General features: G+C 67.3%; 16 protein-coding genes and 3 pseudogenes. 7 read left to right on the top strand and 12 right to left on the bottom strand.

What is annotated here, in order from left to right:
* Positions 1-9: 9 nt before the first annotated feature.
* The 12 genes and pseudogenes from BAY1663_RS16055 to BAY1663_RS16000 form a co-directional block, all read right to left on the bottom strand.
* Complete coding sequence (locus BAY1663_RS16055; RefSeq protein ID WP_037042649.1) at positions 10-933, bottom strand: acetaldehyde dehydrogenase (acetylating); 924 nt, start codon at positions 931-933, stop codon at positions 10-12.
* 26 nt (positions 934-959) lie between these two features.
* Positions 960-1,744: pseudogene (dmpE, locus tag BAY1663_RS16050) on the bottom strand (2-oxopent-4-enoate hydratase).
* Between the two features lie 11 nt (positions 1,745-1,755).
* Positions 1,756-2,604: an alpha/beta fold hydrolase gene (locus BAY1663_RS16045; protein ID WP_037042647.1), complete on the bottom strand. Its 849-nt coding sequence runs from the start codon at positions 2,602-2,604 to the stop codon at positions 1,756-1,758.
* A gap of 10 nt (positions 2,605-2,614) precedes the next feature.
* Positions 2,615-4,074 (bottom strand): annotated as a pseudogene (locus tag BAY1663_RS16040) (2-hydroxymuconic semialdehyde dehydrogenase).
* A 27-nt stretch (positions 4,075-4,101) separates the two neighbouring features.
* Positions 4,102-5,025, bottom strand: coding sequence for a catechol 2,3-dioxygenase (locus tag BAY1663_RS16035; protein WP_037042645.1), 924 nt, complete (start codon positions 5,023-5,025; stop codon positions 4,102-4,104).
* 43 nt (positions 5,026-5,068) lie between these two features.
* Entirely contained in the window at positions 5,069-5,383 is a 315-nt protein-coding gene (locus BAY1663_RS16030; RefSeq protein WP_037042644.1) for a 2Fe-2S iron-sulfur cluster-binding protein, read from the bottom strand.
* Positions 5,384-5,392: 9 nt separating this feature from the next.
* On the bottom strand, positions 5,393-6,454 hold the full coding sequence (locus tag BAY1663_RS16025; RefSeq protein ID WP_037042642.1) for an NADH:ubiquinone reductase (Na(+)-transporting) subunit F: 1,062 nt from the start codon (positions 6,452-6,454) through the stop codon (positions 5,393-5,395).
* Positions 6,455-6,464: 10 nt separating this feature from the next.
* On the bottom strand, positions 6,465-6,824 hold the full coding sequence (locus BAY1663_RS16020) for a phenol hydroxylase subunit P4 (RefSeq protein ID WP_037042641.1): 360 nt from the start codon (positions 6,822-6,824) through the stop codon (positions 6,465-6,467).
* A 65-nt stretch (positions 6,825-6,889) separates the two neighbouring features.
* A pseudogene (locus tag BAY1663_RS16015) lies at positions 6,890-8,421 on the bottom strand (aromatic/alkene/methane monooxygenase hydroxylase/oxygenase subunit alpha).
* A 10-nt stretch (positions 8,422-8,431) separates the two neighbouring features.
* Complete coding sequence (locus BAY1663_RS16010) at positions 8,432-8,701, bottom strand: MmoB/DmpM family protein (protein ID WP_037042640.1); 270 nt, start codon at positions 8,699-8,701, stop codon at positions 8,432-8,434.
* An 11-nt stretch (positions 8,702-8,712) separates the two neighbouring features.
* Positions 8,713-9,702, bottom strand: a complete 990-nt coding sequence (locus BAY1663_RS16005) for an aromatic/alkene monooxygenase hydroxylase subunit beta (RefSeq protein WP_037042639.1) — start codon at positions 9,700-9,702, stop codon at positions 8,713-8,715.
* A 59-nt stretch (positions 9,703-9,761) separates the two neighbouring features.
* Positions 9,762-10,034: a phenol hydroxylase subunit gene (locus BAY1663_RS16000; RefSeq protein WP_037042638.1), complete on the bottom strand. Its 273-nt coding sequence runs from the start codon at positions 10,032-10,034 to the stop codon at positions 9,762-9,764.
* Positions 10,035-10,388: 354 nt separating this feature from the next.
* On the opposite strand from BAY1663_RS16000, the gene BAY1663_RS15995 reads away from it, so the two are divergent.
* From BAY1663_RS15995 to BAY1663_RS15970, 7 genes are all read left to right on the top strand, one after another.
* Complete coding sequence (locus tag BAY1663_RS15995) at positions 10,389-12,089, top strand: sigma-54-dependent Fis family transcriptional regulator (protein ID WP_037042637.1); 1,701 nt, start codon at positions 10,389-10,391, stop codon at positions 12,087-12,089.
* A gap of 233 nt (positions 12,090-12,322) precedes the next feature.
* Positions 12,323-13,333 carry a YCF48-related protein gene (locus BAY1663_RS15990; protein WP_051497174.1) on the top strand — a complete coding sequence of 337 codons (1,011 nt, stop codon included), beginning with the start codon at positions 12,323-12,325 and terminating at the stop codon, positions 13,331-13,333.
* Between the two features lie 10 nt (positions 13,334-13,343).
* Positions 13,344-13,691, top strand: a complete 348-nt coding sequence (locus BAY1663_RS24815) for a hypothetical protein (protein WP_218186681.1) — start codon at positions 13,344-13,346, stop codon at positions 13,689-13,691.
* A gap of 26 nt (positions 13,692-13,717) precedes the next feature.
* Complete coding sequence (locus tag BAY1663_RS15985; RefSeq protein WP_218186680.1) at positions 13,718-15,799, top strand: RND family transporter; 2,082 nt, start codon at positions 13,718-13,720, stop codon at positions 15,797-15,799.
* 46 nt (positions 15,800-15,845) lie between these two features.
* The gene (locus tag BAY1663_RS15980) at positions 15,846-17,744 is read left to right on the top strand and encodes a DUF1302 family protein (protein WP_037042636.1); all 1,899 of its coding nucleotides are present in this window, start codon (positions 15,846-15,848) and stop codon (positions 17,742-17,744) included.
* A gap of 18 nt (positions 17,745-17,762) precedes the next feature.
* Positions 17,763-19,070: a DUF1329 domain-containing protein gene (locus BAY1663_RS15975; RefSeq protein WP_037042635.1), complete on the top strand. Its 1,308-nt coding sequence runs from the start codon at positions 17,763-17,765 to the stop codon at positions 19,068-19,070.
* 102 nt (positions 19,071-19,172) lie between these two features.
* The coding region (locus BAY1663_RS15970; protein WP_037042634.1) for a PAS domain-containing protein at positions 19,173-19,633 on the top strand (461 nt) is incomplete at its 3' end.

The raw sequence follows: 19,633 nt of genomic DNA, 5'->3' as shown, positions 1-19,633 counted from the left end.
TTGTTCTCCTCAGGCCAGGGCGGCTTCGCGCTGTGGCAGTTGAATGGCGCCGGCGGCGATTTCCTCGGCGAACATCTCGCCGGTGCGCAGCGCGGCGGCGGTCATGATGTCGAGGTTGCCGGCGTACTTGGGCAGGTAGTCGCCGAGGCCCTCGACCTCCATGAAGATCGACACGCGGTTACCGTCGAACACCGGGCCGTTCTTCAGGCGGTAGCCGGGCACGTACTTCTGCACCTCGCGGATCATCGCCTGGACCGATTCGCTGATGGTGTCCTGGTCCGGCTCGCCCTCGGTCAGGCAGTGGATGGTGTCGCGCATCATCAAGGGCGGCTCGGCCGGGTTGACGACGATGATCGCCTTGCCCTCCTTCGCCCCGCCGACCTTCTCGATGGCGCCGGCGGTGGTGCGGGTGAACTCGTCGATGTTCTTGCGGGTGCCCGGGCCGATGGAGCGCGAGGACACCGTGGCGACGATCTCGGCGTAGGCCACCGGCTGCACGCGGGACACCGCGGCGACCATGGGGATGGTGGCCTGGCCGCCACAGGTGACCATGTTGACGTTCATCTCCAGCCCGCCGACGTGCTGCTTGAGGTTGACCGGCGGCACGCAGTAGGGGCCGATGGCCGCCGGGGTCAGGTCGACCATCAGCACGCCGAGCGCGTTGAGCTTGCGGCTGTTCTCGGCGTGCACGTAGGCGCTGGTGGCGTCGAAGGCGATGCGGATGTCGTCGTCGAGCACATGGGGCAGCAGGCCGTCGACGCCCTCGGCGGTGGTCTTCAGGCCGAACTCGCGGGCGCGCTTCAAGCCATCGGATTCGGGATCGATGCCGACCATCCACACCGGCTCGATCCATTCGGAACGCAGCATCTTCATCACCAGGTCGGTGCCGATGTTGCCCGGGCCGATAATGGCCGCTTTCAGTTTCTTGCTCATGGGTGTTTCCCCTGTTCTTGTTCTGGTCAGGTGAAGCGCACGCTGGCGCTGCCGATGCCGCCGATCTCGACGCGCATGAAATCGCCGGCCTTGACCGGCTCCAGCGGCACCAGCGAGCCGGAGAGGATCACCTCGCCGGCCTTCAGGCCGATGCCGAAGCGGCCGAGGGTGTTGGCCAGCCAGGCCACGCAGTTGACCGGCGAGCCGAGTGCGGCGGCGCCGGCGCCGGTGGAGAGCAGCTGGCCGTTCTTCTCCACCAGCATGCCGCAGGTGACCAGGTCGACCCGGCGCGGCGAGACGGCCTGGTCGCCGAGCACGAACAGGCCGCAGGAGGCGTTGTCCGCCACGGTGTCCTGGATCTTGATCTGCCAGTCCTGGATGCGCGAATCGACCACCTCGAAGCAGGGGATCACGCATTCGGTGGCGGCCAGCACCTCGGCGTTGGTCACGCCGGGGCCCATCAGGTCCTTCTTGAGGATGAAGGCGATCTCGCCCTCGGCGCGCGGCTGGATCAGCTTCTCGCTGATCGGCATGGCCTCGCCGCTGTTGTAGACCATGCGTCGGTGAGGTAGCCGAAGTCCGGCTGGTGCACGCCGAGCATGTTCTGCACGGCCTTGCTGGTGACGCCGATCTTCTTGCCGATCACCCGCTCGCCGGCCGCCAGGCGGCGTTCGAGCATGCGCAGGGAGATGTGGTAGGCGTCCTCGACGCTGATGTCGAAGCCGCGGCTGGTCAGCGGCGACACGGTCTCGCGCTGGGCCATGGCCTGGTAGAGCTCGTCGCCGAGCTGGTCGATCAATGTCTTGTCCATAACGGTCTCTCTCATGAATGGGCGCGGTCCGCCTCGGCGAGGAAGTCCTCGACCAGGCGGGCGAAGCGCTCGGCGTGTTCGATCTGGGTCCAGTGGCCGCACCGGCCGAAGACGTGCAGCTGGCTATTGGGGATCAGCTCGGCCAGGCGCAGCGAGGCCGCCAGCGGGATGATCCGGTCCTCGCGGCCGTGGATGACCAGCGCCTCGTGCGGCAGCGCACGGATGTCGGTTTCGCCGCTGGCGAGATCCTCGATGCCGTGCTGCCGCGGCGGCGGGAACATCGCGGCGAAGGATTCCTGGAAGCCCGGGCGGATGCTGGCCTGGTAGCGCAGCTCGGCCAGCTCGTCGTTGACCAGGTGGCGGTCGTGGGCGAACAGGTCGAGCAGCGCGCGCATGTTGGCCAGCGACGGGGTGTAGCCCCAGGCCGCGTCCAGCCCCGCGGTGAGCGGGAAGGACACGCCGACGCTGCCCATCAGCACCAGCCGACGCACCCGCTGCGGGTGGCGGATGGCCAGGGCCAGCGCCAGGCCGCCGCCGAAGGAGTTGCCGACGATATCGGCGCGCTCGATGCCCAGGGCGTCGAGCACGCCGATGGCATGCTCGACCCAGCGCGCCTGGCTGTACTTGCTATCTGCCGGACGCTCGCTGTAGCCGAAGCCGAGCATGTCCGGGGCGATCACCCGCCGCGTTTGCGCCAGCTGCGGGATGATCCCGCGCCAGTTGGCCCAGGCGGTGACGCCGGGGCCGGAGCCGTGGATCAACAGCAGCGGAAAGCCTTGGCCCTGGTCGTGCAGGTTGGTGCGGTAGCCGGCGGCGAGGATCTCGCGGCCGATTTCCGGGCTGTGCTCGGGTGCGTTCATGGCCGGGTCCTCAGAGCTTCACGCAGACGTTCTTCAGCTCGGTGTAGAACTCCAGCGAGTGCACCCCGCCCTCGCGGCCGATGCCCGACTGCTTGGCGCCGCCGAAGGCGGTGCGCAGGTCGCGCAGGAACCAGCTGTTGACCCAGACGATGCCGGCCTCGATGCGCCCGGCGACGCGGTGCGCGCGCGAGGCGTTCTCGGTCCAGATCGCCGAGGCCAGGCCGTAGGGCAGGCTGTTGGCCAGCGCGATGGCCTCCTCCTCGCTGTCGAACGGGCGGATATGGCAGCAGGGGCCGAAGATTTCCTCGGTGACCACCGCCGAGTCGTCGGGCAGGCCGGTCCAGATGGTCGGCTGCACCCAGGCGCCGCCGGCCAGGTGCGCCGGCATCTGCGGCACGCCGCCGCCGGTGACCAGGGTGGCGCCTTCGTCGGCGGCCTTCTGGTAGTAGGAAAGGACCTTCTCGCGGTGCTTGAGGCTGACCAGCGGGCCGAAGTTGGCCTGGGGATCGTTCGGCTCGCCTATCACCAGCGCCTCGGCGCCGGCCTTCAGGCGGGCGACGAACGCGTCGAAGATCGGCCGCTCGACATAGACCCGCTCGGTGCCCAGGCAGACCTGGCCGCAGTTGGCGAAGGCCGAGCGCAGGGTGCCCTCGATGGCCTTGTCCAGGTCGCAGTCGGCGAAGACGATGCCGGCGTTCTTGCCGCCCAGCTCCAGCGACACCTGGCGCACGCCCTTGGCGGCGGCGCGCATGATGGTCTCGCCGGTGCCGGTCTCGCCGGTGAAGGTGATGGCGTCTACGCCCGGATGGGCGGTGAGCAAGGCGCCGGCCGAATCGCCGCCGAAGCCGTGCACCACGTTGTACACCCCCGGCGGCACGCCGGCCTCGTTCATCACCTCGCCGAGCAGCGCGGTGGTGCTCGGGGTTTCCTCGGACGGCTTGACCACCACGCAGTTGCCGCAGGCCAGCGCCGGGCCGACCTTCCAGGTCATCAGCAGCAGCGGCAGGTTCCACGGCTGATCACGCCGATCACCCCCTTGGGCCGGCGCACCGCATAGTTCAGCGCGCCGGCGCCGTCCGGGGTGGCCATCTCGAAGGCCTCGGTCGGCACGTTCTTGATCAGGTCGGCGAATACCTTGAAGTTGGCCGCGCCGCGCGGAATGTCGATGTGCGAGGCCAGCGACCTAGGCTTGCCGGTGTCCCGGCATTCGGCGTCGAGGAACTCGTCGAAGCGCGCGTTGATGCCGTCGGCGACGCGGTGCAGGATCTCGCTGCGCTCGGCCACGCTCATCCGCCCCCAGGGGCCCTTGAACGCGGCGCGCGCCGCCTCGACCGCGGCATCGACCTCGGCCGCGCCGGCCTCGTGGACCCGGGCGATCGGCTGGCCGGTGGCCGGGTCGACGTTGTCGAACAGCTTGCCGCTGGCCGAGCCGACGTATTCGCCGTTGATGAAGTGTCTGATTTCTTTCATGGGCACGCTCTTCTCGTCAGGCAAAAATCAGGTCAGCGCGGTGAGGAAGCGCTCGTTGAGCTGGCGGTCGTGGTAGAAGATCGCCTTGCCCAGCTGGTCGGTGGTCCAGGTCACGGTGGGCTGGTCCGGGTAGTGGTAGTCGCCGCCGCAGAACACCTCGTTGCGGTTGCCCGAGGGGTCGAAGAAGTAGATGGTCTTGCCATGGGTCAGGCCATGGCGGGTCGGGCCGATGTCGATCGAGGTGTTGGTCATGCTGATCAGGTCGGCGGCGCGCAGCACGTCGTCCCAGGTGTCGAGGAAGAACGACACGTGGTGCAGCTTGGCCTTCTCCGGGTGGTGGATGAACGCCACGTCGTGGGCCTTCATGCTCAGGGTGAGGAACTGCGCGATGCGCGTGCCGGTCGGGTCGAGCACCTGCTCGGCGAGGCTGAAACCGAGCACTTCGGTGAACAGCCGCAGGGTTTCCGGCAGTTCGTCGCCGTACAGCAGGGCATGGTCGAAGCGGGTCGCGCGCATGCCCTTGAGGCCACGCGGCCAGGCTTCCGGGTTGACCTCGGCCAGGCCCCACTTGCCGGTCATCTGCTTCTCGGCGTACAGCTCGAAGCGATGCCCGGACGGCGCGGCGAAGCGGATGCGCCGGCCGCAGCCCTTGAGCTCGCCGGCAGGGATGCTTTCGACCATGCAGCCGAAGGCCACCAGGTCTTCGGTCAGGCGGCCGAGGGTGGCGTCGTCGATGACCTTGAAGGCCATGAAGTCCATGCCCGGCTCGGCGGCTTCACGCAGCACCACGGAGAACTTGTCGGTCTCGGTCCAGCCCTTGAGGTAGACGCGGCCCTTGTCGTCGCGATCCATCTCGATCAGGCCGAGCAGCTCGACGTAGTGTTCCAGGGCCTTGGCCATGTCCAGCACGCGCAGCTGCACGTGGCCGGGACGCAATACACCTTTTTTCATGTCGACACCTTTTTGTCTTTGTTGTTGGGTCATTACGGGGGCGCTAATGCGCGGGAATGCCGGGCGTTTCGGGCCGCGGCGGGCGTTCGATGGCCAGGTCGCTGCGCGGGAACAGCCGGCAGGCCAGCACCTGGCCCCGGACGCGGGCCTGCTCGGGCACGTGCCTGCTGCTCATGCGTCCGCAGTCGAACTCGCCGCTGAGCACCTGCACCTTGCACAGGCCGCAGCCGCCGCCGCGGCAGCCGACCGGCAGGCAGTGCAGCTGCTGCTGTTCCATGGCCTGCAGCACGCTCTGGTCGCCGGCGCAGGTGAAGCTGGCACCGCTGGTCACCTCGGTAATGCGATAGGACGGTTCCATGCGCTCACCTCAGATGCGTTTGAACAGGGCGGAACGGGGCGCCTCGACCGCGTTGTCGGCGGCACTGAAGAAGCGCTCCATGAAGATGTCGCGTTCGAACAGGCGGCCCTGCATCAGGGTGGAGATGGCCGCGTCGATCATCGGCGGCGGCCCGCACAGGTAGGCCTTGTGCCCGCCGAAGCGGCCGTCGAAGTGCGCCTTGGCAGCGTCGTGGACGAAGCCTTTGAAACCGCTCCAGCTCGGGTCGTCATTGGCCTGACTGAGCGCCGGCACGTAGTGGAAGTTGGCGTGCTCGGCGGCCAGCCGCTCGAACAGCTCGCGGTTGTACAGCTCGGCGAGGTTGCGCGCGCCCTGGAACAGGGTGATCTGGCGCGTATCGCCCTGCGCCAGCAGGTCGAGGATCATCGACTGCGGGCTGGACAGCCCCGAGCCGCCGGCGATGAAGATCAGGTCGCCGGGCTGCGAGCCGCGCACGAAGAACTGCCCGTAGGGGCCTGACAGCTTGAGCCGGTCGCCGACCTGCAGTTGCCGGTGGATGAAGGTGGTGGCGGCGCCACCCTCGACCAGGCGGATATGCAACTCGGCTTCGTCGGCGCGCCCCGGTGGGTTGGCCAGCGAGAAGGCGCGGCTGCCGTCGATGCCCGGCAGCTCGAGGTTGACGTACTGGCCGGCCTGGAAGGCCATCGGCCGGTCCAGTTTCAGCCGCAGGCCCTTGATGGTCGGCGACAGCTCGACGATGGCGCTGACGCTGGCGGCATAGTCCTCCACCGGATGGCCGGCGAAGTCCGGGTCGACGTCGATGTCGGCCTCGATGGTCACGTCGCTCTGCACCGTGGCACAGCAGGCCAGCACCTTGCCTTCGTCGCGCTCGACATCCATCAGGGCGAAGGGCGAGGCGGCGCCGATCTCGACCTCGCCGTCGAGCACCTGCACCTTGCAGGTCGCACAGGTGCCGTGGCCGCAGGCGAACGGCAGCCAGACGCCCTGGCGCAGGGCCGCCTGGAGGATGGTCTGGCCTTCCTCGACCTCGATCTGTTCGCCGGTCGGTTCGATGGTCACTTGATAGCTCATGGCGAAACCCTCAACTGCAGGAGCCGGCGATGCCGTTCAGGCCGGGCGTGTCCAGGCGCAGCATGTCCTTGTGGCGCAGGCCGTTGGCCTCCAGGCTGGCGGACAGCTCGGGCTGGAACGGCTGGTCGTTGAGGTACCAGGTGGCCTGGCGCAGGTCGGCGGCGGCGCTGTCCGGGTGGGCGGCGAAGGCCGGCGCGATCACCTGGTCGAGCAGTTCGGCGAAGCTCAGGCTTGGCGCCACCAGCAGCGCCAGCGGCGAGCAGAACATCAGGTGGCGGTCCCAGCCGACGTACAGCAGCTGGTTGCCGTGGAAGTGCTCTTGCACATCGAGCGGGCGAAAACGGTATTCGCCGATCGCTTTGACGGTCATGGGATGTCCCTCTTGTTCTTGGAATGGGACGGGGCGGCGCTGACCGCCCCGTGGTCGCGGGTCGTTCAGCTGGCCTCGGGCAGTTCCCCGGCGGGCTTGCCGTCCTTCCATTGCTGCCAGCGGCGCTGGTCGCGCGAGCCGAGGTAGTCGAAGTTGTCCTCGCCGAGGTTGATCCGGTAGTAGTCGCGCACCACCGACTCGACGTCGGCGCCGCCGCAGTTGCCCTGGTAGATCTGGTGCACCGGCAGCCAGGCCTGCACGTACTTCTGCGGCTCGTTCTTGAAGATGTCGCAGCAGCCGTCGGAGCAGAAGTGGTAGCGCTCGCCCTCGTGCACGTGACTGCGGTGGCTGATCCTGGTCGGGTCGCCGGGCTCGGTGAAGATGGTCGGGATCTGGCAGACCTGGCACAGCTGCGGCAGGGTCGGGTTGTAGAAGCGCTCGCCCTTCTCCTGCTGCTCGCGCCAGAAGGTGAAGCGCGCGCGGTAGTACTGGTCGAAGGTCTCCGGGTACTTGGCCGAGAGCCAGTCCATCTCCTCGTCGGTCGGCATCCAGGTGTGGAAGTTGGTGGCCTGGCTGTACTGGTAGAAGGTCGCCCAGGCCTGGTGGCTGACGTGCTGCTTGGCCTCCATGCACTGCTCGACGTACTTCGGCGGGCGAATGCCGTAGCGCTCCAGGTCCTTGAACAGCGCGCCGCCGGCCTGCTCGAAGTAGACCTCCCAAGCCTCGGCCCAGGACATCACCTTGTTCGGCAGCATGTAGTCCATCATCATCCCGACCAGCGACAGCAGGCGGTTGCCGCGCCAGAACCACTTGTCGATCCAGCCCTGGATGATCGGCACGTTGTCCTCGTGCTGCTCGAGCAGGAACTTGATTACCTCCAGGCCCAGGGTCATGTGCCGCGCCTCGTCGGACTGCGCCGAGAAGCCGAAGGTGACGGTGGCCATGTCGCCGTTGTAGGCGGCGCCGGACATGAACGGCACGAACAACAGGTTGGTCAGCACGTACTCGAAGGAGAACGAGATCGCCGTGAGGAACTCGAACGGCCCCGCCGTGCGCGCGTCGTCGAAGAACGACTTGGGCACCGAGAGGAACCACACGCGGTCGTGCATGTGGGCGAAGTCGTGCATGCCGTCGAAGTGCTTGTTGAAGTGGCTCATGGCGTGCACCTGGGTCTGCACGTGGCGCAGCTCGTCGATCGCCTGCATCTGGCAGGCGACCCGCGCGCCGGCGCCGCCGAAGTGCCGGCCGACCCGGGCGAAGCCCTGGAACGCCTGGTACTCGCAGGGGGTGATGCCGCTGAGGAACAGCTTCAGCGCGTTGACGTAGCGCGCGTCGGAGATGTTCTGCTGGCCGTTGTTCTGCGAGAAGGCGTCGAGGATGGCGTAGAGCTTCTTCTCCTTCTCGGCCTGGTACTTCCAATAGGCGTCCATGGTCAGGCGGAAGGGGTCTTCCCACTTGTCCCAGTCGGTGATCTTGATCCCCTCGAAGCGCTCGTAGGGTAGATGTCTTCCTTCTTCTGGTAGCTGGGCTCCCAGTCGAGGTCGCGGGTCAGGTAGCGGTACTTGTCTTTCAGGCCGAGTTTCTTGTTATTGCTCATCACGGGCTCCTCAGTTCTTCCACTCGAGGACGAAACGCTCGTCGTCCTCGTCGACGTTGCCGCCGATGGTGATCACGTCCAGCAGCATTTCCTGCACGTCCCAGTCGCGGCCGAGCATCTGCTCCATGGTGTCGCGGCGGATCTCCAGGCGGCCTTCGGCCTCGATGCGGATCATCGCGGGCTGGTGCTGGACCACCGCGTGGGGGTTGTCGGCGGTGATGGCGTCCACCAGGTAGCGGGCGTTGTCGTTGTCCTGCAGGGCGATATAAACGAGTGACATGACGGGCTCCCTCACTGGTTGAACAGACCGATCTTCTTCAGGCGGGCGGCGAAGGCCTGCTGCACCTCGGCGAGGGCGGCTTGGCCGGTGCTGACCTCGGCCAGCGGCGCCAGCGCCTCGACGACCCGGCCCTGCCAGTGGTCGATCCAGGCCTCGATCCGCGCGCGGTTCTCCGGGCTCTCGGCGGCCACGGTCTTGACCATGGCGTCGACCCAGCGGGCGCTTTCGGCGAACCAGCCGCGCATGAACTCGGTGAGCAGGCCGACGTCGCCGGCGCCCTCGGCGCTCAAGGTCTCGTCGAACTTCTGGTAGATCAGCGGGAACAGCAGGCCGTCGCTGACCAGGTTCTGCAGCAGCGTCAGCTCGAACCAGTCGCTGACCACCAGGCTGTCCTCGACCAGGCGGCGCAGCGGCTGCCAGGTGGGGTCGAGCAGCCATTGCTGCTTGGCCGCGTCGAGCGAGGTGCCGGTGCCGCCGTCGAGCAGCAGGCCGATGCGCGACAGGTACTGGGCGATGCCGAGGCGGTCCATGGCGTGGTAGATGTGCATCTGGGTGACGGTGGAGGCGGTACCGTCGGCGGCGATGCCGCTGTTGTTCATGTTCGCCGCCAGTTCCGCGTGGCGCAGCGGCACCAGCACGCGCAGCACCCGTTCGCGCTGCTCGTCGCTCAGGCGCTGCAGCAGCCCGCGCTTCTCGCAGAAGGCGAACTCGTGCTCGGTGGTTTCCTGCATGCGCGCGCGGGTCTGCACATAGGCGCCGTAGTAGTACTGGCGCGGATCGCTGACCGCGTACCAGTCGCGCATGCTCAGGCAGGTGCGGGCGGGGTCGTTGAGCAGCTTGTCGGGCTGCCACAGCGGCCGGTAGTGGAAGTTGATCTTCGACTCGATGTCGTAGCTGGCTTCCTGGTAGCGGCTGGCCGGCTTGTCGCCGAAACGCCGGCGGATATGGCTGAACGTCTGGCGGATCGGCTCCACCGTGTGCGTCTTGATCTCTATGCTCATCTTGACCGTACCTTGTTGTTTTTGTGGTATCCGGTTGCCAGGTGGGCGCCGCGCCTGCGCTAGTGGTCGGTGCGCCTGGGCATGCGCGAGCCGGCCTCGCCGAAGCGCCACTTGACCATGTCCGCATCGACGATCGCGGCCATCGCGGCATCCATGTGCTCGACCCGGTTGTGCCGGCAGAACAGCTCGAAGGCATCGCGCGGCAGCACCAGCTCGACGAACATCTCCGGCGAGCCGATGGCGAAGTCGAACTCGACGAAGCGCGCGCCCGGTGCGCTGCGAACACGGACGTAGCGCTTGAATTGTTCGAAGCTGTTTTCCGACACGGCCATGGCCCTCTCCCGGGTTGCGCTGCTTGCCGAGGGACTTCAGCAACCGCTGTGCCAACGGCGCGAGAGGAATCGCAGGGCGAAACCAACTCACTGAAAACCAAGCGTTTATTTCCAGTTGCGGGTAGCTGGCGAGGGGGTTGGCGGGCCGCTGGGGCAGGCCTGCGAAGGGGGAAGGGATTGATCAATTGATCAATGCGGGAGAGGCGCGTTGCGCAAATGATTTAATCATTTGGTTGAAAATCCCGCGGCAAAAGCATTCCATCTGGCGTGTGACCAGACAGTCATCGTTCTGCCTCGATCCGCCGGCGCAAGGCTGGCGGCTCATCCCTACAAGAAGAAAACAAGGGGCGCCCAATGGCACTTAAATACAAGCCCGAGATGCAATATGCGGATCTGCAGGACCTCAGCAGCCAGATCCGTTTCGTCACCACCGAAGGCAAGATCTGGCTCGGCGAGCAGCGCATGCTGCTGATGCAGCTGTCTTCGCTGGCCAGCTTCCGCCGCGAGATGATCAGCCTGATCGGCGTCGAGCGGGCCAAGGGCTTCTTCCTGCGCCTGGGCTACCAGTCCGGCCTGAAGGATGCCGAGCTGGCGCGCAAGCTGCGCCCGGACAGCAGCGAGCTGGAGATCTTCCTCGCCGGGCCGCAGCTGCATTCGCTCAAGGGGCTGGTCAAGGTGCGCCCGCTGGAAGTGGACATCGACATCCAGAGCGGGCGCTTCCACGTCGAGATCGAGTGGATCGACTCCTTCGAGGTGGAAATCTGCCAGACCGAGCTGGGCCTGATGGACGAGCCGGCCTGCTGGACCCTGCTGGGCTATGCCTGCAGCTACAGCTCGGCGTTCATGGGCCGGGAAATCATCTTCCAGGAAGTCAGCTGTCGCGGGCGCGGCGACGACAAGTGCCGGATCATCGGCAAGACCGCCGAGGAATGGGGCGACACCAGCACCTTCCAGGCCTACTTCAAGAGCGACCCGATCATCGAGGAGCTCTACGAGCTGCAGACCCAGGTGGCCAACCTGCGCAGCCGCCTGCAGAAGTACGACGGCCAGTACTACGGCATCGGCCAGTCGCCGGCCTACAAGCGCATCTGCCAGACCATCGACAAGGCGGCGCGCGGCAAGGTCTCGGTGCTGCTGCTGGGCGAGACCGGGGTGGGCAAGGAGGTGATCGCGCGCAGCGTGCACCTGCGCAGCGAGCGGGCCGAGCAACCCTTCGTCGCGGTCAACTGCGCGGCGATCCCGCCGGACCTGATCGAGTCGGAACTGTTTGGCGTCGACAAGGGCGCCTACACCGGCGCGGTCAACGCGCGCGCCGGGCGTTTCGAGCGGGCCAACGGCGGCACCATCTTCCTCGACGAGGTGATCGAGCTGACTCCGCGGGCCCAGGCCACCCTGCTGCGGGTGCTGCAGGAAGGCGAGCTGGAACGGGTCGGCGGCGACCGCACGCGCAAGATCGACGTGCGGGTGATCGCCGCCACCAACGAGAACCTTGAGGCGGCGGTCAGGGCCGGGCGCTTTCGCGCCGACCTGTTCTACCGGCTCAACGTCTTCCCGGTGCACATCCCGCCGCTGCGCGAGCGCATCGAGGACATCCCGCTGCTGGCCGAGCATTTCCTGCGCAAGCACCACGAGGAATACGGCAAGAAGACCCTCGGCCTGTCCGACCGCGCGCTGGAGGCCTGCCTGCACTACCAGTGGCCGGGCAATATCCGCGAGCTGGAGAACGTCCTCGAACGCGGGGTGATCCTCACCGACCACAACGAAAGCATCAGCATCGAGGCGATGTTCCCGGGCCTGGCGACGACCACTGGCGGCGGCGACCAGCTGTCCAGCGAGGGCGAACTGGTGCAGCAGCCGTCCGCCCGTGGCGAGGGCTGGCTCGAGCAGATCCTCGACCAGGGCATCAGCCTGGAGGACGTCGAGGCCGGGCTGATGCGCGAGGCGCTGAGCCGCAGCGGGCAGAACATCTCGCAGGCGGCGCGCCTGCTCGGACTGACCCGGCCGGCGCTGGCCTACCGGCTGAAGAAGCTCGACCCGGCCTATCCGCAACAGTGAGGGCGGCGCTTCGCCGGGTTGATCAAATCGACAATCCACCCCACTCGATTTGATGATTTGCTCAAGCGCCCGCGGCGCGCCGGGATTCCTCCTCGCGCCGCGTCTTTCAAGACAAACCCTTTCGAATCAAATGGTTAACCACTAGGAACGGCCCTGCCCAGGCCATGGCACAGCGGTTGCTATGGCCTATGCACCGCTGTTCAACAAAAACAAATAGCTAGTGGTGACCCGTAATGCCGCATTCCCCTGCTTTCGTGCGCAGTGGTGCCGCTCCGCGCGCCAGCGCCTTGCGCACCCTGCTCCTGGCTGGCTTTCCCGTGCTGCTGAGCGGCTGCGAGGCCGCCCTCGACCTGACCGCCGTGCAGCGCCAGGCGGACCAGCCGAGCCAGCGCATCGACTACTACCAGGCCATGGCCGGCACGCCGCGGGTGACGCTGCTGGCCGGCAACGACGGCGTGCTGCTGGCCAGCCGCGACCAGGGCGCCAGCTGGCAACGCCGGCAGATCGCCCGTGGCGCCCACGTCATCGACCTCGACGCCTGCGCCGACGGCAGCTTCGTCGCCCTGGATTTCGCCGGCAGCCTCTGGCACAGCGCCGACGACGGCACCAGTTGGAGCCGCATCGAACTGCCCAGCCAGGAGCAGATGATGACCGCCACCTGCGCGCCGGATGGCAGCTGGTGGGTCGCCGGCAGCTACAGCACCCTGCTCAGCAGCCGCGACCGGGGCGCGAGCTGGCAGACCAGCAGCCTGGACGAGGACGCCATGCTGACCACCCTGCAGTTCATCGACGAGCGGCAGGCGGTGGCCACCGGCGAGTTCGGCCTGGTGTTCACCAGCGAGGACGGCGGCGCGAGCTGGGAGCCCGCCGGCAGCCTGCCCGACGAGTTCTACCCGCACGCCGCGCATTTTCGCAGCCTCGCCGAAGGCTGGGTCGGCGGCCTCAACGGCTTCATCTACCACACCGCCGATGGCGGCGAGACATGGCAGCGCCAGGACACGCCGACCCGCGCGCCGATCTTCGCCTTCAGCGCCGGGGCCGACGACCTGTTCGCCATCGGTGACCACAGCAGTGTGCTGCGCCTGGCCGGCGACCGCTGGCAGGCCCTGGCGCTGCCCAGCGAACCGGTCTACCTGCGCGCCGCGGCGATGACCGCCGAGCACCGCCTGACCGTCGCCGGCGGCAAGGGGCTGCTGCTCAGCCTCGACACCCGCCCGTCCCTGACCGCCGCCCAAGCCCAGTGAGGCCCATGCCATGTCCCTGCATCACTTCACGCATGTCTTCTACCTGGCCAAGGTCTGGCTGTTCCGCCATCCGCGCAGCGTGCTGCTGGTCATCGTCGCGCTGACGCTGCTGTTCGCCACGCGCATCCCGGCGCTGAAGATCTACACCGACTTCGCCGACCTGCTGCCGCAGCAGCATCCCTACATCCAGCTGCACAACGGCATCAAGGACACCTTCGGCGGCGCCAACGTGCTGGTGATCGGCGTCGAGTTCGCGGACGGCGACCTGTTCAGCAACGCCAACCTGGCGACCATCGACCGCCTCACCCAGGCGTCGACAGCCTGCCCGGGGTCAACCACAACCTGGTCAGCAGCCTGACCCACCGCAACTCGCGCAAGATCTGGTTGACCGAGGTCGGCTCGATCAACTCCGAGCCCTACTACCAGCCCGAATTCGGCCCGCTGAGCGACGAGCAGCTGACGGCGATGAAGGCCGACGTGGTGGCCAACCCGCGGGTCTACGGGCCGCTGGTGTCGCCGGACCTGAAGGTGGCGCTGGTCAAGGCGCAGCTGATCGAGGGCCAGCTCGACTATGAGCAGACCTTCGCCCAGCTGCAGGCGCTGCGCCAGGGCGAGGCCCGCGACGGGGTGAAGATCTACGCCACCGGCCAGCCGGTACTGGTGGGCTGGGCCTACACCTACATGGAGCAGATCCTGCAGATCTTCCTGTGCACCGTGCTGGCGATGCTGGCGCTCTTGGTGTTCCACTTCCGCAAGGCCTACGGCGTGCTGATCCCGCTCGGCGGGGTGATGGTGTCGACCATCTGGGGCCTGGGCATCATCAGCCTGCTGGGCTTCAACCTCGACCCGCTGGGCCTGGTGATTCCCTTCCTGATCGCCGCGCGCGCCATGAGCCACGGCGTGCAGCTGGTCGAGCGCTACTATGCCGAGGTGCGCGTGCTCGGCGACGGCCCGCTGGCGGCGCGTGCCACCTTCGACAGCCTGTTCCGCCCCGGCACCCTGGGCATCGCCTCGGACGCCATCGGCCTGGCGCTGATCGCCATCGGCTCCATCGCACTGAACACCAAGCTGGGCATCTACGCCTCGCTGTGGGCGACCACGGTGATCTTCTCGGTGCTGATCGGCGTGCCGCTGCTGCTGTCGATCCTGCCGACGCCGCAGCACCCGCAGATCAAGGAAACCTTCCTGCGCCACGTCGGCGGCGTCTGCGCCGCGACCGTCGCCCGCCCCGGCGCGGCCGGCAAGCTGCTGGGCTTCGCCGCGCTGGCGATCCTCGCCGGGCTCTGGGCCTCGTCGCAGGTGACCATCGGCGACTCCGAGCCGGGTTCGCCGATCCTCTATCCGGAGCACGACTACAACGTCTCCTCGAAGCAGATCAACCAGCGCTTCCCCGGCTCCGAGGAGCTGTACATCATCGCCGAGCACGCGGAGAAGGGTGGCATCAAGCGCCCCGAGGTGCTCGGCGCTCTGCAGTCGCTGCAGGCGCACATGCTCGCCGACCCCTCGGTCGGCGGCAGCAAGGGCCTGCCGGACCTGATCAAGCAGGTCAACCGACTGATGCACAACGACGACCCGCGCTGGTTCCAGATCCCGCATGACGCCGATTACGTCGGCGGGCTGATGTTCACCTACATGGCCTCCAGCCCGATCCCCGGCGCGCTCAACGAGTTCAACGACACCGACGACCGCATCGCCAACCTGGTCTTCTACTACAAGGACCGCCAGGGCGAGACCATCCGCCGCGCCATGCACATGGCCAAGCAGTGGATCGCCGAGCACGGCGAGGAGGTGCCCGGCCTGAGCATCCGCCTGGCCGGCGGCACCCTGGGCGTCGCCGCGGCGATGAACGAGTCGGCCTTCGACACCAACCTGCTGGTGCTGCCGCTGGTGTTCCTGCTGATCTTCGCCTTCGTCATGGCCTTCTACGCCAGCTGGCACGCCGGGCTGATGATGCTGATGGCGATGCTCTTCGCCACCGTGCTGACCTACGCCTACATGGGCCTGGCCGGCATGAGCATCGACATCAACACGGTGCCGGTGATCGCCGTCGGCATCGGCGTGGGCATCGACTACTCGATCTACATGATGGACCGCATCCGCGAGGAGATGGTCAAGAGCGGCCGGCTGGCCGCCGCCGTGCACCGCGCCATCGCCACCACCGGCATGGCGGTGAGCTTCACCGCGATGACCCTGATGGCCGGCATCGTCATGTGGGTGCTGCTCTCGGACCTGCGCTTCCAGGCCGACGCCGCGCTGCTGCTGTGCGTGATGATCGTGCTCAACGGTTTCACCTCGATGCTGCTGGTGCCCGCCTGGGTGCTGGTGTTCAAGCCGCGCTTCATCACCGATGCCTACGCAGACGAGGACGGGATCATCCACGCCGACCACGATCTGCCCGCCGAATCCCTGCCGGCGACCCCGCGGGTCGAGGCTGGGCTGCCACAGGGGACGGCGTCCCCGGCCTGAGACCGGACGCGCTGCCCCCATCCCCTGATCGCAAGAGGAACTGCCAATGCAGAGAACAACAAGAAAAAACCTGCGCACCCTGGGACTCGCCATGCTCGGCGGTACCGGCGTGGCCCTGACACCGCTGGCCAGCGCACTGGCCGAGGAAGAAACCCGCTATACCGGCTATTACGAGAACGCCACCCATGTGCGCGATTCGGCCGGCCTGTCGAAATTCCGCAACACCCTGCAGCTCAATGCCGACCGCGTGCTGGAAGACCGTGGCGCGTTTCGCAACATCAAGTTCCACGGCACCTTCCGCGGCACCTACGACGGCGTCTACGACCTCAACTCCAGCGAATACGGCAGCGGCGCGGGGGGCGCCATCCAGCTGGAGAACACCGCCGGCGGCAACTCCGTGCCGCATGGCGGCGGGCTGGCCGTGCCCGGCACGCTGCTCGGCTTCGACCCGGTGCGCAACCCCAACGAGGGCATGATCGTGCTCGGCGAGAACCTGCACCGGACCCGCGGCGGCGTCGGTTTCGGCGTGCCGGTGCGGCCCTGCGACAAGGACAGCCGCGGCTGCATCGACGACTACCTGGATGCGGACACCAACGACCTGCGCTTCCCCGAATTCAACGAGCGCCTGGACTTCATCCGCGAGCTGTACCTGGACTTCGACCACGGCCTGCCCAACGGCGACATGGTCAGCTGGCGGGTCGGCAAGCAGCAGGTGATCTGGGGTCGCACCGACCTGTTCCGCGTGCTCGACGTGATCAACCCGGTCGACTTCTCGCGCAACAACATCTACGACGAGCTGGAGGACATCCGCATCCCGATGTGGATCGCCAAGGCCGACTGGCGCATGGGCGCCGGCGAGGTGTTCGACGACCTCAACCTGTCGTTCGTCTGGAACTTCGACAAGTTCCGCCCGCACAACCTCGGCCAGTGCGGCACGCCCAACGCGATCCTCGATGCGGCCTGCTTCTTCCGCGGCATGAACAACCTGTGGGAGAACGGCGGCACGGTGGCCAACTTCGCCGGCGCCAGTCCGGCCGGTGGCCTGGCCACCGACTTCGGACCCGGGCAGATCGGTATCCGCAAGGCGCACATGCCGTCCTGGAGCCTGTCCAACACCCAGTTCGGGGTGAAGCTCGAAGGGGTCTACGGTGATCTCGGCTTCAGCCTCAACGCGCTGACCTACCGCTCGCAGCTGCCCTCGCTGCGCGGCGGCATCCCGGCGACCAACGCCTTCACCGGCACCACCGAGGTGTGGCCGAGCCTGATCGCCTTCGATATCCACTTCCCGCGGGTCAACCTGCTCGGCGGTTCGCTGGACTACTACTCGCAGGCCATCGACACGGTGTTCCGCTTCGAAGTGGCGCACACCTCCGGCGAGGAATTCGCCAACACCCTGCAGTCGCGGCTGTTCTCCGAGTCCGACGTGACCCGCTACGTGATCGGCGCCGACAAGAACGTGTTCATCCCCTTCCTCAACCCGGGCCGCGCCTTCCTCATCTCCGGCCAGCTGTTCGGCCAGCACATCCACGAGCACCAGGAGGAGAAGCGCGCCTGGGGCAAGGCCGGCATGCCGGACTGGGAGCAGAACTGGATCGCCACCCTGCTGTTCAAGGGCTGGTGGATGAACGACCGCCTCAGCCCGCAGCTGCTCGCCGCGCACGATTTCAAGGCCCAGGCCACGGCCATCGCGCCGAGCGTCGAGTACCTGTTCAGCGACAACCTGCGGATCATCGCCGGCGCCAACGTCAAGGTCGGCCGCGGCGCCCGCGAGTTCGACGACTGCCGCAGCTGCAACCCCTGGGACCCCTTCACCAGCGCCGGCCAGCCGGCCGGCTACACCCTCGGCCTGGGCGGCTACGAGCCACTCGGTCGCTTCCGCGCCGGCCCCATCGGCATGGCGCAGAAGGAAGACGAACTGCAACTGACCCTGCGCTACAGCTTCTGATCACGAGGAACGGACACTATGAACAACAAGAACATCTTCCGTCTGAGCGCCCTGGGCCTGACGCTGCTCGCCGCTGCCGCCCGCGCGGACGTGGTGGGGAACTCCTTCCAGCCTTACGCCGAGGGCAAGCCGAGCTTCGACGGCCTGAGCGTCGGCATGACCATCGACCAGTCCAACGTCGCGCGATTCAAGGAGATCATCGACCCGGCCTTCTACAGCTTCATCGAGAAGGGCTGGGCCGCGCTGAAGATCGGCGAGACCACCTCCTTCGACCTCAACCCCAAGTACGTCGAGGCCAGCCGCAACGGCATGGACAAGGTCAGGCTGGGCGCCAAGCCGGGCGAGATCGAGGGCTGGGCCGCCGGCCGGCCGTTCCCCCAGGAGCCGGACGCCAACGATCCGCGCGCCGGCGAGAAGCTGGCCTGGAACTACAAGTACGGCTACAACTGGGGCGACAGCGCGGCGATCTACCCGTTCTACTGGAAGTACCGTGACATGAACTCGGGCAAGGTCGAGCGCACCATCAAGTTCAACTTCCACTTCCTCAACTTCACCGGGCGGGTGATCCAGGAACCGACACCGGCGATCACCCCCAACCCCTCGCAACTGTTCCGCGGCATCTACGTCAACGTGCAGGAGCCGCATGACGTGCGCAACACCCAGCTGTTGATCCACCGCGCCGAGGACGACCTCAAGCGCGACAACTCCTGGCTCTACCTCGGCTTCCAGCGCCGCGTGCGCCGCCTGGCCACCGGCCAGGTGACCGACGCCTTCCTCGGTTCGGACCTGATGATCGAGGACTTCGAGGGCTACAACGGGCGCATCTCCGACATGAACTGGAGCTACAAGGGCACCCGCTACATGCTGATGCCGTTCTACAACCACAACGAGCTCAAGCTCGACGCCGAGACGCACAAGGACGGCGACGGCTACCAGGTGGTGGCCTTCGGCGGCCAGGGCGGCTGCTTCCCGGAGATCACCTGGCAGCTGCGCAAGGTCTACGAGGTCGAGGCCGCGCCGGTGGACGCCAGCCACCCGCTGGCCAAGCGCGTGCACTACATGGACGCGCAGACCTTCACCGTGCCGCGCACCATCTCCTACGACCGCAAGGGCGCGCTGTGGAAGACCTTCACCATCGGCCAGGCCCACCCGGACCACCACCTGCCGGTCAACCAGGGCAGCGGCGTGTCGATCGACGACAGCTTCAGCATGATCGACGTGCAGGCCATGCACTGCACCTCCGGCCAGTTCAAGGGGGTGGTCGACGCCAAGCTGAGCCCGCCGGAGATGTTCAGCGTGCAGCACATGCGCGCCACCGGCAACTGACCCGCCGCGCCGCCCGGTGCCCCTGCCGGGCGGCAACCTTCCCCGCCTGACGCGCCGGCCGGCCTCGTGCCGGTGCGCCGGGTGCCGTGCAGGAACCCAATCATGCAGAACAACGCGAACGCATCGGACCCGCTGCGCGACCAACTCGTGCTGCTGACCGACAGCAAGGCCAACATCCTCTACGCCAGCCCGGCGCTGTGCCGGCACCTCGGCCGGAGCGCGGACGCCCTGAACGGGCAGCCGGCATCCATGCTGCGCCATCCGGACATGCCGGACGGGCCGTTGAAGGACCTGTGGGCGACCCTCGGCCGCGGCCAGCCGTGGATGGGGATGATGAAGAACCGCCGCGCCGACGGCCAGCCGCTCTGGGTCGATGCCTTCATCAGCCCGGTGCTCGACGGCGGCGTGGTCAGTGAATACCAGGCGATCTACCACCTGCCGGATGCCGCCGCCATCCAGCGCGCGGCCGATATCTATCGCATCCGCAGCCAGGGCCGGCAGCCGGCGGCATTGCGCTGGCGCTGGCTGGGCCGGACCCGTGCGCAGGTGCTGCTGGCCACGCT

Origin of the sequence: Pseudomonas sp. BAY1663, assembly GCF_000582595.1 — a bacterium.
Lineage (GTDB): Bacteria > Pseudomonadota > Gammaproteobacteria > Pseudomonadales > Pseudomonadaceae > Stutzerimonas > Stutzerimonas stutzeri_AF.
This window is presented reverse-complemented; position numbering and strand designations above follow the sequence as displayed.